The sequence below is a fragment of the Nocardia sp. NPDC004260 genome (genome assembly GCF_053603155.1).
Window position 1 is genome coordinate 29315 of record NZ_JBSGEZ010000064.1, and the last position, 13311, is coordinate 42625.

Annotated in this window: 12 protein-coding genes and 2 pseudogenes; 10 read left to right on the plus strand and 4 right to left on the minus strand. The window is 68.2% G+C overall.

Going from position 1 to position 13311, the window contains the following annotated elements; all coding sequences use genetic code 11:
* Positions 1 to 218 precede the first annotated feature (218 nt).
* From thrS to ACWEO7_RS29475, 6 genes are all read left to right on the plus strand, one after another.
* On the plus strand, positions 219 to 1442 hold the full coding sequence (gene thrS, locus ACWEO7_RS29450; protein ID WP_452428043.1) for a threonine--tRNA ligase: 1224 nt from the start codon (positions 219 to 221) through the stop codon (positions 1440 to 1442).
* Between the two features lie 110 nt (positions 1443 to 1552).
* Entirely contained in the window at positions 1553 to 2896 is a 1344-nt protein-coding gene (locus ACWEO7_RS29455; protein ID WP_452428019.1) for a cytochrome P450, read from the plus strand.
* Entirely contained in the window at positions 2893 to 3798 is a 906-nt protein-coding gene (locus ACWEO7_RS29460) for an alpha/beta fold hydrolase (protein ID WP_452428021.1), read from the plus strand. Before ACWEO7_RS29455 ends, ACWEO7_RS29460 begins: the two co-directional genes overlap by 4 nt.
* Complete coding sequence (locus ACWEO7_RS29465) at positions 3782 to 4639, plus strand: SDR family NAD(P)-dependent oxidoreductase (RefSeq protein ID WP_452428023.1); 858 nt, start codon at positions 3782 to 3784, stop codon at positions 4637 to 4639. The genes ACWEO7_RS29460 and ACWEO7_RS29465 overlap by 17 nt, the downstream gene beginning before the upstream one ends.
* Positions 4636 to 6189: a flavin-containing monooxygenase gene (locus tag ACWEO7_RS29470; protein WP_452428024.1), complete on the plus strand. Its 1554-nt coding sequence runs from the start codon at positions 4636 to 4638 to the stop codon at positions 6187 to 6189. The genes ACWEO7_RS29465 and ACWEO7_RS29470 overlap by 4 nt, the downstream gene beginning before the upstream one ends.
* Positions 6190 to 6203: 14 nt before the next feature.
* Positions 6204 to 6821, plus strand: coding sequence for a TetR/AcrR family transcriptional regulator (locus ACWEO7_RS29475; protein ID WP_452428026.1), 618 nt, complete (start codon positions 6204 to 6206; stop codon positions 6819 to 6821).
* Between the two features lie 13 nt (positions 6822 to 6834).
* Here ACWEO7_RS29475 and ACWEO7_RS29480 read toward each other — a convergent pair whose 3' ends face one another.
* From ACWEO7_RS29480 to ACWEO7_RS29495, 4 genes and pseudogenes are all read right to left on the minus strand, one after another.
* Positions 6835 to 7605, minus strand: a complete 771-nt coding sequence (locus tag ACWEO7_RS29480; RefSeq protein WP_452428028.1) for a 2-phosphosulfolactate phosphatase — start codon at positions 7603 to 7605, stop codon at positions 6835 to 6837.
* A gap of 140 nt (positions 7606 to 7745) precedes the next feature.
* On the minus strand, positions 7746 to 8747 hold the full coding sequence (locus tag ACWEO7_RS29485; protein ID WP_452428029.1) for an ABC transporter substrate-binding protein: 1002 nt from the start codon (positions 8745 to 8747) through the stop codon (positions 7746 to 7748).
* 16 nt (positions 8748 to 8763) lie between these two features.
* Positions 8764 to 9105, minus strand: coding sequence for a 4Fe-4S dicluster domain-containing protein (locus ACWEO7_RS29490; protein ID WP_452428031.1), 342 nt, complete (start codon positions 9103 to 9105; stop codon positions 8764 to 8766).
* Positions 9105 to 9812, minus strand: a pseudogene (locus tag ACWEO7_RS29495) (pyridine nucleotide-disulfide oxidoreductase); the annotation flags it as partial. The pseudogene ACWEO7_RS29495 and the gene ACWEO7_RS29490, both read right to left, overlap by 1 nt.
* A 118-nt stretch (positions 9813 to 9930) precedes the next feature.
* On the opposite strand from ACWEO7_RS29495, the gene ACWEO7_RS29500 reads away from it, so the two are divergent.
* The 4 genes and pseudogenes from ACWEO7_RS29500 to ACWEO7_RS29515 form a co-directional block, all read left to right on the plus strand.
* Complete coding sequence (locus ACWEO7_RS29500) at positions 9931 to 10404, plus strand: hypothetical protein (protein ID WP_452428033.1); 474 nt, start codon at positions 9931 to 9933, stop codon at positions 10402 to 10404.
* 8 nt (positions 10405 to 10412) lie between these two features.
* Complete coding sequence (locus ACWEO7_RS29505) at positions 10413 to 11504, plus strand: tyrosine-type recombinase/integrase (protein WP_452428035.1); 1092 nt, start codon at positions 10413 to 10415, stop codon at positions 11502 to 11504.
* A complete protein-coding gene (locus tag ACWEO7_RS29510) occupies positions 11501 to 12871 on the plus strand; it encodes a hypothetical protein (protein WP_452428037.1) in 1371 nt (456 codons plus the stop codon). The genes ACWEO7_RS29505 and ACWEO7_RS29510 overlap by 4 nt, the downstream gene beginning before the upstream one ends.
* Positions 12872 to 13223: 352 nt before the next feature.
* Positions 13224 to 13311 (plus strand): annotated as a pseudogene (locus tag ACWEO7_RS29515) (IS5/IS1182 family transposase); the annotation flags it as partial.

The following is a 13311-nucleotide window of genomic DNA, read 5'->3' on the forward strand; positions in this document are numbered from 1 at the left end:
AACTCGATTATGCGTCAGAGCCGTCGCGGCGGTGGCCGCTTTGCAAACTCTCGTGCGCGGGCGCGGGCGCCTCTGCTAGCGTCACCGGCATGGAGCGCGCAGCTGTGACGACGACGCCGGAATTCGTCCCGGCGCGCTGATCCACGTTCATTCCAGCCCGGGGCGAGTGCCCCGGGGTTTCGTCTCGTGGTCACTCGCCCTCTGTCGACGAGGAGACCATCATGCCCGACCACCGCGGCCTCGGCCGTGCGCTGAATCTGTTCGACACCGACCCGCTCATCGGCGCGGGATTGCCGTTCTGGCTGCCGGACGGCGCGGCCGTGCGCCACGCCCTCGAGGATTACATCCGCGCCGCCGAACGCCGCGCGGGCTACCACCACGTGTATTCGCCGGTGCTCGGCAAACGTGAACTCTACGAATTGTCCGGACATTGGCGGCATTACCGCGACGAGATGTTCCCGCCGATGGATCTCGGCGGTGAGCAGGTGGTGCTGCGCCCGAGCCTGTGTCCCCATCACGCGCTGCTGTTCCGTTCCCGTTCGCACAGCTATCGCGAATTACCCCTGCGCATAGCCGAATTGGGTGGCATGTATCGCTGCGAGCTCTCTGGCGTGCTGGGCGGATTGGCCCGGGTGCGCGGGATCCAGCTCAACGACGCGCATATCTTCTGCACCCTCGACCAAGCCGCCGGCGAGGTCGCCGCAGCGCTGGCGATGATCGCCGACGCCTATGTCGCACTGGACATCCGCGCCGCCCGCTACCGGTTGTCGCTGCCCGGTCCCGGCGGGAAATACGTTGCCGCTCCGGATTTGTGGGAGCGGTCGATCGCCGTGCTCACCGCCGCCATGGACGAGCGCGGCCTGCGTTACGACGCGGTGAACGGCGAAGCCGCGTTCTACGGCCCGAAGATCGACGTGCAGGTGTGCGACAGCGCGGGACGGGAGTCCACTCTGTCCACCGTGCAGGTCGATTTCCATCAACCGGAGCGGTTCGATCTGCGCTACACCGGAGCCGACGGCGTCGCGCACCGTCCGGTCATGGTGCACCGCAGCATCATCGGCAGCATCGAACGGGCCGTGGCCCATTTGATCGAATGCCACGGCGGCCGGTTCCCCGCCTGGCTGGCGCCGACTCAGGTGGTCGTGCTGCCGGTGACCGAGGCCCAGCACTGCGCGGCCGCCCGATTCGAGCGCCGTTGCCGGGAGGGCGGGCTGCGGGTGGCGGTCGCGCCGCCGGATCGCGGCAGCCTCGCCGCTCGCGTCCGCGAGCACCGGCTCGCGCCGTATCAGGCGATCATCGGCGCCGAGGAACTCACCGCCGACCGTGTGGCGTTGCGGCTGCGTGACGGTCGCCGCCTCGACCCGTTGCCCGCCGCCGAAGCGCTCGACCGCATCGCCGCGCTGCTCGCCGCCCACAGCGCGGCATTGTGGGACGACTGCTGACGGGATCGCGGCGACGGCCCGGGTCGGCATGATGTGAGCCTTGCCACAACGTGGTACGTGCGCGTACCGTACGGGTGGTACATCGAAGTACCACACGAGGAGGTGGGCGTATGCCCGCTGTGCGACTTCCCGACGGGCCATCCACCCCGCCGATCGTGCAGAACCTGCAGATCCTGACCGGGCGCACCCGGACCTGGCGGCGCATGCACGACCGGTACGGATCGGCCTTCACCATCCAGATGCCCCGATTCGGGCGGTCCGTCGTACTCGCAGACCCCGCCGAGATCAAGGCACTGTTCACCGCGAGCGCCGACCTCGTCGACAACATCGACATCAACCTCGGTCAATTCCTCGGCCCCGGTTCGCTGTTCGCGCTCAGCGGGAACGAACACCGCAAGCAGCGCAAACTGCTCACCCCGCCCTTCCACGGCCGCAGGCTGACGGTGTACGAATCGCTCATCGAAGAGGAAGCCGTCCGCGAGATGGCCTCGTGGCCCTCGGGCCGCGAGTTCGCCACGATGGACTCGATGATGCGGATCACGCTGAACGTGATCCTGCGCGCGGTCTTCGGCGCCGAAGGCGCGGAATTCGAGGAACTGCGCCGACTGCTGCCCAGACTCGTCCTGATCGCCTCCGGCCTCGCCGCGATCCCGGTTCCCCAGCGGGCGCTGGGCCGGTTCGGCCCCTGGGCCCGCTTCGCGGCCTACCGCCGCCGCTACGACGAGATCGTCGGACAACTCATCGACCGCGCCGCGAGCGACCGGATCGAGGAGCGCGACGACGTGCTCGCGATGATGCTGCAAGCGCGCTACGACGACGGCTCGGCCATGTCACGCAGTGAGATCGCCGACGAGTTGCTGACCCTGCTCACCGCCGGACACGAGACGACGGCGACGACGCTGTCGTGGACGATCGAGCGGCTGCGCAGGCACCCGGATCTCCTGCGCCGCTTGGTCGCCGAAGCCGACGCGGGCGGATCGCAACTGCGCGAGGCGACGCTGCTGGAGGTGCAGCGCGTGCGGCCGGTCATCGACGCGACCTTCCGGCAGGTCCGGGCCGAAACCCTGCAGCTGGGCCAGTGGACCCTGCCCAAGGGCCAGAAGGTCGTGGCCAACATCCGGTTGATGCACGACAACGAGGAACTCTTCCCGAACGCCCGCGCCTTCGACCCCGACCGGTTCGTCGGCGTCCGCCCGGGCACATTCAGCTGGATCCCGTTCGGCGGCGGCAGCCGCCGCTGCATCGGCGCCGCGTTCGCCACAATGGAGATGAACGTGGTGCTGCGTACGCTGCTGCGCGATTTCACGCTCGAACCCACCGATGCCCGCGACGAGCGCACGCACTTCCGCGGCGTCGCGCTCGTCCCGGCCGAGAAGGGCCGCGCCGTGGTGCACCGCCGCACACCGCCGTCCACTGGGCAAGCACTCGACCGCGCCGCCGAGGCGGCGGTATGAGCGAGCAGTTCGCCGAAGTCGGCCGCGGCGTCACCCTCGCCTACGAGCAGCACGGCTCCGGTGGTGTCCCACTGCTGTTGATCGCCGGATTGGGTCAACAGTTACACGAGTGGCCCGACGGGTTGTGCGAGCTCTTGGTGGCGCGCGGCTGCCGGGTCGTCCGTTTCGACAACCGGGACGCCGGCCGCTCGACGCATGCGAATTTCCCGCCGCCGGCGCCGGTGCGGATGCTGCGGCGGCGCCGGCATCGCGAGCAGTACACGCTGGCCGATCTGGCCGCCGACACCGTCGGATTGCTCGACGCGCTCGAGTTGCCCTCGGCGCATCTGGTCGGCATGTCGATGGGCGGAATGATCGCCCAGACCGTCGCCGCCCACCATCCCGCCCGGGTCGCATCCCCGACCTCGATCATGTCCACCACCGGCGCCGCGCGGGTCGGCCGCCCGGCCTGGTCGACCTGGCGGTTGATGTTCGCCCGACCGGCACGCACCCGCGACGAGCACATCGATCGCGCCGTGCGCATGTACCGGCACATCCGCTCGGCCGGATACCCCTTCGACGAGTCCGCCGTGCGCGCGCGAGCCGCCTGCACCTGGGATCGCGACCCCAGGCCCGCAGCGGGCGTCGGCCGGCAATTGGCGGGCATCCTCAAATCCGGTGACCGGACCCGCGAACTGCGCGCGGTCACCGCCCCGACCTTGGTGCTGCACGGCGACCGTGACCGGATGGTCGCCCCGACCGGCGCCGGCGCCACCGCCCGCGCGATCGCGCACGCGCGCCTGCACACCCTCGCGGGTATGGGCCACGACCTGCCCGCCGCGGTGTGGCCGACACTCGCCGACCTCATCCACGAACACATCCGCACGTCCGAAAGCAGGAGCATCGATGCCCCGCACCCGTAGGCCGTTATCCGGCCGCCCGGTCATGATCACCGGCGCGGCCTCCGGGATCGGCCGCAGCCTCGCCCGGTTGCTTTCGCGCACCGGCTCTCCCGTCGCGATCGCAGATATCGACCAGGCCGGGCTGAAGGAGACGGCCGCGTCGCTGACCGGGCCGGTGCTGACCCGCGTCCTGGACGTGCGCGACGCCGCCGACCAGCTCGCCTTCGCCGACGAAGTCCGCGACTGGCTGTCCGCGCCGCTGGCCGCGGTGTTCAACAACGCCGGTGTCGCGGTCTCCTCCTCGGTGCTCGACGCCGTCGCCGAAGACGACGAATGGCTGCGGCGCATCAACTTCGACGGAGTCGTCAACGGCACCCGCGCCTTCCTGCCCATTCTCGTCGAGCAGGACCACGGCGTGATCGTCAACACCTCCAGCGTGTTCGGGCTGCTGGGCATGCCCAACCAAAGCGCCTACTGCGCGGCCAAATTCGCCGTCCGCGGGTTCACCGACGCCCTGCGCCAGGAACTGCGCGGCACCGGTGTATCCGCGGTGAACGTCCACCCTGGCGGCATCAGCACCAACATCGCCCGCAACGCCCGCGTCCGCAAGGACCCCGAGGGCCGGGGCCGGACGCACGAGCAGATGGCGGCGGAATTCGAGACCATAGCACTGACCACGCCGCAGAAGGCGGCCGAAATCATCCGCCGCGGAGTGGAACACGGCAAGTCCCGCATCCTCGTCGGCCCCGACGCCTACCTGTTCGACGCCCTGGCACGGGTGACACCAACCCACTACTACGGAGTGGTCGCGCTGCTGGAGCGCAGCCTGCGCACCCGGGAACCGAAAGGAGCACGGGCATGAGCGAACACCTCGACGTCCTCATCATCGGAGCGGGCCTGTCCGGCATCGGCGCGGCCCACCACCTGCAGGCCGCCTTCCCGCACCGCACCTACGCGATCCTCGAAGCACGCGACACTCTCGGCGGTACCTGGGACCTGTTCCGCTACCCCGGAGTGCGTTCGGACTCCGACATGCACACCCTCGGATATCGATTCCGCCCGTGGACGCAAGCCGAAGCCATCGCCGACGGTCCCGCGATCCTGCGCTACATCCGCGAAACGGCCGCCGACGCCGGCATCGACCGGTTCATCCGGTACGGGCACCGGGTGACCGAAGCATCCTGGTCCAGCGCCGAGTCACGCTGGAAGGTGTCGGCCGAACACGCTGGCGGCACCCGCGAATTCACCTGCGACTTCCTGCTCGTGTGCAGCGGTTACTACCACTACGACGAGGGCTACACCCCGCAGTTCGCCGGCATCGGCGACTTCCGCGGACAGCTGGTGCATCCGCAGCACTGGCCCGAGGACCTCGATCACGCGGGCAAGCGGGTGGTCGTCATCGGCAGCGGCGCCACCGCGGTCACCCTGGTACCCGCGCTGACCGACACCGCCGCGCACGTGACGATGCTGCAACGCTCCCCGACCTACATCCTGCCCGTGCCCGCCCGCGACGCCCTGGCCAACCGGCTACGCGCACTACTGGGACCGAAACGGGCCTACACCGTGGTCCGATGGAAGAACGTACTGGTCAGCACACTGATCTACCAGCTGAGCCGACGGCGGCCCCGACAGATGCGCAGATTCATCCGCAACCTGACCGTCAAGCAACTGCCCGCAGGCTACGACGTCGACACCCATTTCAAACCCGTCTACCAGCCGTGGGATCAGCGGCTGTGCCTGGTGCCGGACGGCGACCTGTTCCGCGCGATCCGCGACGGCCGCGCCACGGTGGTCACCGATCGCATCGACCGGTTCACCGCGACCGGGCTGCGCCTGGCATCGGGCCGCGAGCTCGACGCCGATGTGGTGGTGACCGCGACCGGGCTGCGACTGCTCGCGCTCGGCGGCCTGCGCCTCACGGTGGACGGACACGAGGTCGCACTGCAGCACACCATGGCCTACAAGGGCATGATGCTCAGCGGAGTGCCGAATTTCGCGTTCACCATCGGCTACACCAACGCGTCCTGGACGCTGAAAGCCGATCTGGTCAGCGAATTCGTCTGCCGACTGCTGCGGCACATGGACGCAGGCGGCTACCGGCAGACCACCCCGTGGCCCGACCCCGCCGTGACACCCACACCGCTGCTGGACTTCCGAGCCGGTTATGTATTGCGCGACATCGACCGATTCCCCAAAGCGGGTTCGCGGGCTCCGTGGCGGCTGGGCATGAGCTACGCCCACGACGTGCTCACCCTCCGCTACGGCCGCATCGATGACGGCACCATCCGCTTCACCCGTGGCGGCACACCCTCCGACGACGACCAGGCGATGGCATCGGCACACGATTCCGGGCTCCACGGCCTGACATCCGGCCGCGGACTCGGGCCGCACGCGACGAACCGAAAGGAGTAACTAACCTGATTCTCGTGACCCGCGCCGCGCCCGTACCCCGCACCTCCGCCGACAACGGCACGGATTCGGGGTTCCGCCGCCGCCTGCTCGACGCCATGGCCGCCGCCGTGCGCGAACGCGGCTACCAGGACTCGACCGTCGCCGACGTGGTTCGTTATGCCCGCACCTCGCGCCGCACCTTCTACGAGCACTTCACCAGCAAACAGGACTGCTTCATCGCCCTGCTGACCGAGCACCACAAGGACATGATCGAGCAGATCGATGCCGCGGTCGACCCGCACATGGCTTGGCGCACCCAGGTGCGCCAAGCCATCGAAGCGTGGATACGCACCGCCCAACAAGAGCCCTCCCTCACGCTCAGCTGGATCCGTGTCGTTCCCGCCCTCGGTGACGACACGCGGCAGTTGCAGCGCGAGGTCGGCGAGTCGTTCGTGGCACTCATCCAGAAGCTCGCCGACACACCCGAATTCGCGGCCGCCGGACTACGGCCACCGTCCCGCCAAGTGGCGACCATCCTCTTCGGCGGCTTCCGCGAACTCATCGCCACCACCGTGGAAGACGGCGACGACATCGCCGACATCATCGACGTGGCAGTCGAATCCGCGATCGGGCTGATCGGCCCCCACCGCTAGCGCCCGGCCACGCTCACCGCGCGGCGTCGACGAACGCCCCATCGGTCAGCACCGGCACCACCCCGCTGCTGTCGAGTTCGGTGGCCGCCGCGACATCCTGCGCGAACCCGCCCTCGGCGAGTTCGCGGCCGGAGGCGCAGTCCCGGATCAGCGCCGCGACATCGGCGATCCCGCCGTACGCCACCGCGGCGGCGTGCGCTTCCGGAGACAGCGGCCCGGCTGCGCTTCGCGCCAGTGCCGCGGCGACCGCCCCCGCACCGAGCCAGTCCTCCACCGCGGGACGCAGCCCGTCGCGGCCAGGCCAATGCTCACCTGCCGCGATCACGGCGACCGGCTGCCGCGCGCTTCCCCAGCCCCGCCCGGCGATCCAGCGAGCGACCGCGCTCGCGTTGCGCAGGCACGCCGCGACAACCGGCACACCGCTGACGGCCGCGGAGATGGCCGAACCATTGGGCGAGGGCAACACGAGCCGCTCGGCGACCGGCGCGCACCGCAACGCCGCCGGAGACAGCGACCACGGCTGCCGCTCGGACACCGCTCGCCGCCCTACCGCCAGCTCCGCGCCGTGCCGCGCGGCGAACTCCGCGGCACCGCCGTCCCACCACGGATAGGGCAGCACTCGCGTCCCCGCTTCGACAGCGACCGACACCGACGTCGTGAACGACAGGACGTCGACCACCACCACACACGCGCTCCCCGCCCCCAGCGCCATCGCACCGGCCAGCCCCCACTCCAGCCGCACCCCCCACGGCCGCTGCCGCGCCCACTCCGCTATCTCCGCCACGAACTCCCCTCCCGATCGACGCTGCCGAGGTCTGCACCGAATGGCGCTGTCCGCCGCTGGACCTGGGCGAACGCGTACTCGCCCCGCATGGAACGGGTCACCGCCGCCCGGCACCGCGCATTCGGCGACCGGCGCTCGGCTCAGCCCTGCTTGGGCCGATCGGGCCGGTAGAACCACTCCTCCAAACCGAAATCCTCCCGGATCTTCTTCTGATTCACGAGGAACTGCTTGGTTCCCGTCAGCAACTGGATGCCCAGCGGCGCGAAGAGCTCGTCGGGTATGTAGCTCTCACGCGCGGTGGCACGCACCACCGCTTCCGGCGATTTCGACTGGGACACCTCGTAGTTCACGTAATCGTCCCAATGCGCCTTCGCATACCGGTTGGCCTCGACGATCACCGACTGCCACGCGGTACCGAACTGCGGATGGCTGTCGAGGAAGTCCTGGCTGCTCACCGAGGAACTGGTACCCGCGAGATCGGGATGGTTGTCCTGAATCGAGTCGACCTGGTGGAAACCCTTGGCCAGGAACGCGTGGAAGAACGACGACGGGTTCACATCCGGCAGCGCGACCGCCGCGATATCGCCGCCGTTGAGCGGAGCCTCCGCGTCGGTGGCCAGCAGATGCACCAGCTGGGCCTGGATGCCCTCGGCCTGCAACGCACCCTGCAGATACCGATCGATGTAGGAGCCGGACTGCACGCCGATCTTCTTGCCCGCCAGATCCTTCAGCGTCCGGATCGCCGGATCCTTGGCCACCACGCCCGCGTTGTAATTTACCGCCGCGATGGCCAGCAGTCGCGTCTTCAACCCGCTGCCACGCGCGACCAGAGCGGGCGTGTCACCGTAGGTGGCGACGTCGAGGCGGCCGCCGACCAGCGCCTGGTTCAGGTCGGGACCGTTGGGGAAGCTGTAGACCTCGATGGCGTCCACCCCCAGCGGCTTCAGCGCGGGCAACAGGGCTCCGCGCTGATGGGCGAAGCCGACCGGCCCGGTCAGCACGTTGCCGGTGCCGATGGTGCCGATGCGGAGGGTCTTGATCTCGGCGCGGGTCGCCGAGCCCGCGTCGTCCGACCCGCAGCCGGTGACAACCAGCAGCAGGGCGGACACGACAGCGGGCACGATCAGCCGGAGTATGCGCATGATTCGCTTTCGTTGTTCAGAGTTCCGACAACCGCGGCGGCGGAGTGCCGTGCGGCAGACGCGGCCCCACCGCGACCAGACTGCCCGGTTTGCGGCCGCGGCCCCAGCCCAGCTCTTCGCGGTAGCGGCCGATGTGCTCGCCGCGCACGGCGTCGTGATCGGCCAGCGGCGTCGACTCGGGGTCGACGTACAGCGCGTCCGTGGGGCAGTAGGCCTCGCACATGAAGCAGGTCTGGCAATCGGATTGCCTTGCGATGACCGGGATTCCGCTGTCGGTGCGGTCGAAGACATTCGTGGGGCACACGTCCACGCATTTGTCGCAGGCGATGCAGTCACCAGCGCGCAAGATCTCGATCATCACGCCACCGCCGAAGTGGTCGCCGCCGCGGACGTCGCCGTCCACACCTCGTCCAGCCCGCCGGACAGGATGTGATGGTGCTGCTTCGGGTCCAGATCCGGGTGATCGGCGCGCTTGCTCATCCCGCGCGTCTCCGTCCGCGCCAGCGTCGACCGGTACATCAACCGTCCCACGGCGGTGATGGCCGCGGCCTGCCGGGCACGCACCCGCTCGTCCCCCGTGCCGCCGCCCAAGCCGCGGGTGGCCTGCTCCCACACGCTGTCCAGCCGCTCCAGCGCAGGCCCGACCCGGTCGCCGTGGCGCAGGTAGTTCTTCTCGAACGGGATCAGCTCCTGCTGCGCGGCTTCGACCACGTCCGCCGCCCGGACCGACTCGGCGCTCTCCGGCCGCAACCCGGTGCGCCCGGCACCGCGCAGATCGGCACTCCGCGCCCCACCGGAGCTCAGCGCGAACAACGCCGCGCCGCGGCCCGCCCAACTGCCCGACGACATCGCCCACGCCGAATTGTGGCTGCCGCCACCGGTGAAACCGCCACAGATCCGTTCCCTGGTCGCCGCGTCACCCGCCGCGTACAAGCCCGCGACCGAGGTGGCGCAGTCGTCATCGACCACATCGATGCCGCCGGTGCCGCGCACGGTGCCCTCGGCGAGCAGATCCACCTCGAACCGGTCGGTGAACGGGTCGATACCGCGCCGATCGAACTGGAGTTGGGACACCTTTCCGTAGCGAACTCGCAACCTGGCAGGCGCTCTACAACCGATCTAGCACCTCGTACCCAGGGCTGTTCACCCGCGGTCGGCGGTCCGCTGGCGGGAGGTGGTCGGCATGAGCGACATCCTGCCGCCGATTTTGCCCGGTGGAAGTCCGCGGCTTGCCGCAGCTCCCGCACTGACGAATTACCGGAATGATCGCCCGCTGACGACGCTCTATCAGCGCCCGCCTCGGCAAGAGCCGCAGTGGCTTTGCAGCGTTCGCCGTGTGGACGCCGGAGGCGGGGTGATCGAGAAGAGACTTCTACCTGCTCTTGGTTGGCGCCCCGGCGGGCGTCTCGGGTATGAGCTCGAGGGCACGATGGTCATCGTCGGGAGCTTCGGGGATCCCGAACTGTGGATTACGGCCGCTGGTGACCTCCGGCTGCCAGCCCGATTCCGTCGCAAGGCTGGTTTCAACACCTCCGATCGGATCCTCTTGGCGGCGCACCTCACAGAAGGCATTCTTCTCATGTTCGGCCCTGGCGCTGTCGATGAGATGATCACGCGGCAACGGCGGACAGCGACTCCCTCGGGGGGCGGCCGATGACATCGTCAGTGTCCAGCGTCGAAGTGCAGACCGCCCAATTGCTTCTCGAGCGACTGGGAGTCAGCCTCGAGGACCTCGTGTCCGCTCAGTCGAGACGCACCGTACCGACTTTTGCCGAGTATGTGCCAGTCGTCCATGCGGCCATGTCACCCGGCGCCACCCGCGACAACTACATGTCCTACTGGAAGAAGGTTGTCGAGGTGTGGCCGGATCGCCGACTCGATGAGCCATCCATCACGGAATTCAAACAACTCATCGGCAACTTTCAGGCGCAACGCAACATCCGGCGCAGCGATCGCGCCGGATATGGCATCGCAAGAATGTCAATAAGCGCCCTCCGTTACCTATACCGGCACGCGGTCGAGGACAATCTGATCCGTTCTGCGGACAATCCCGCAACCCGATTGGTCAAGCCAAGGATGCGCTCTTCGAGCCGGGGAGCCATACCGACCGGTCGACTCTCGGAGATCAACCGTGTCGCGGCCGAGTATGGCGATGAACCTGAATTGACCACACTGATTCTGCGAATGTGCACCGAAACCGCCTGTCGACGAGGCGGCATCCTGGCCTTGAGGAAGCAGGATTTGGATCCGGACCAATGCCTCGTTCGGCTTCGCGAGAAGGGCGACACCGAGCGCTGGCAACCTGTATCACCGACTCTGATGCGGGCGCTACTGGACCACCACGCATCCCGCGCTCACTTGCGGAGCGGGAAAAGTCGGCTAGCAGGAAACGGCAGACCGATCAGCAGGAAAGCTGACGAAAGACTGTTCCGCTACAAGAACGGCGATCCGATCACTGCGATGCGATTCGACATCATGTGGCGGCAGATCGGCGAGCAGCTACCGTGGGTGAAGCAGCAAGGAATCACGTGTCACTGGCTGCGTCACACCACGCTGAGATGGGTAGAGCGGAATTTCGGTCATGCTGTCGCCAAGGCTTTTGCCGGACACGCCGACAACCACAGTGACGGCGCCACCTCGATCTATACCCGCGCAACTCGCGAAGAGGTGGCTTACGCCGTGTCGGTCTTGACCGGAGAACCGCACCCAGTGGCTCCCCAGGTCGCCACTGCTTACACGGAGGAACTTTCAAGGTGAATATCTCCGCCCGCGATCCGGACCCGACTACCAGCTCAGGGCCCCAGCCGGCTTGGAAAAGGCGACACACGCCATGGCTGCTGCGTCGGCGTAGGCGCCGCGATGATGCACTGGATCCGAATGAGCTTGCTCGCCGCCTAGCGGCGGCGAAGGCGTGTCTGCCTTCTCTGCAAGATCCTGCGCTGTACGACGCGTACGCCGAAGGCGAGCTCGATGCCGAGCAAAGGCTGCATCGATGGATTCGGGCGCGGGACCGCCGCGATCGTCAACGCCAGGTTCGCCGGGAGCGCGCATCAAAGAATCGCTCGCGGCGCACCGCGGAGCGGATTCGCGCGAGTGAGCAGCGGGAGCTGCGGTGGCATGCTCGCGCTCGGGCCGAGCGTCGTCGTGCCACCAGCGCGGATGCGTTGGAGGGCATGCTGCACCGTCGCGCGACGTGGTCGTCGTTGCGGCTGCGGGCGGTCATCGTGGTCGGGCTGGTGTGGTCGGCGGTGAACGTCGGACGCAGCCTCGCGCCCGAAGGCGGGCCGACAGGCCCGTCGTGGTGGCTGTTGTGGCTGCTGTCGTTCGGGATCGAGGCGATGATCTCGGTGCCGATCCTGGAAGTGATGGCACAGGCCGCGACCGCTGCACGGCTGGGTGTGACGGTCGAGCGCCGCAGGATTCTGCTGTTCGAGGCGGGCCTGTTGACCGCAACAGTCGGCCTCAACAGTGCGCCTCATCTCGCGGCAGGAGACCTCGGCCGCGCCGCCGAGTATGCGGTCGCGCCGGTGATGGTGGTTGTCCTGATGTGGTTGCACGCCTGGCTGGCTGCCCGCTACGCCTGGCTCATCAACATGGTCAGCCCAACCGACACCCTGGACGATACGTCGGGCTCCACAGATCGTGCGGACGGTGATCATGGCACGGATCGGACCATGGGTCTTCTGCATGTGGACGACTCCCCCGTTTCGGTCATGGCGCAGACCACCGCATCCCCTGCGCATGCGACCGGCCTGGTGGCGTCGACCACCGAACCTTCCGTGGGTTCGGTCCAAGCGCCGCCTCACAATCAGGCGCTGCCGCGGCAGCAGGTGGAGAAACCGGAGCGGGTGCTGATCGATGTGTCAGAGCCTGACCAATGCTGTCGCATCGCACGGGAGTTGGTGCGCGGCAGATTGACTCAGAAGCCAGAGACGGAGATCGAGGAGCTCCTGCGGCTTGCTGAGCGTGGGGTGAACGTCAACGCGATCGCGACCGAACTGAGTCGGATCACGGGCGTCAGGTGGACCCGCTCGACGGTCGATCGCATCGTGGGTCGCGCCGAGTCGATGGGCTTCGGAATCGGATCCAGGCAGGGGGTGGGGCCCGCGGTCACCTCCGCTTAAAGCGACGGCCTGGGTGCGCGTGTTAGTCGCACACTACGCCGCGCACCCCCGCGCTCTCGTGAGCCACAGCTCACTACAACTCCAGATATGACGAAGGCCCCCAGCGGCAACTGAGGGCACTTCTGAAACACAACCCGAAGGTTGCTCATGAAAGGCACCTCCGAGGGTAGCGCACGCCCTGCCACGGCATCAAACGCCGCCAACGGCACAGCGACCATCGCCCACCGGCCACCCCCGCAGCTACCCCCAACAACCATATGGTCGCCGTCCGCGCGGCGGCCGCAGCGGCCCTGTCACGAGACGAGGCCGCATAGAGGAACCCTCCACGATTTCAGGGGATTGACATACCGTCCGCTGGCCGGTCGAACGCAGCCTCGCATGGCTGCACGCCTTCAAACGCCTACGCATCCGCTACGAACGCCGCGCCGACATCCACCAAG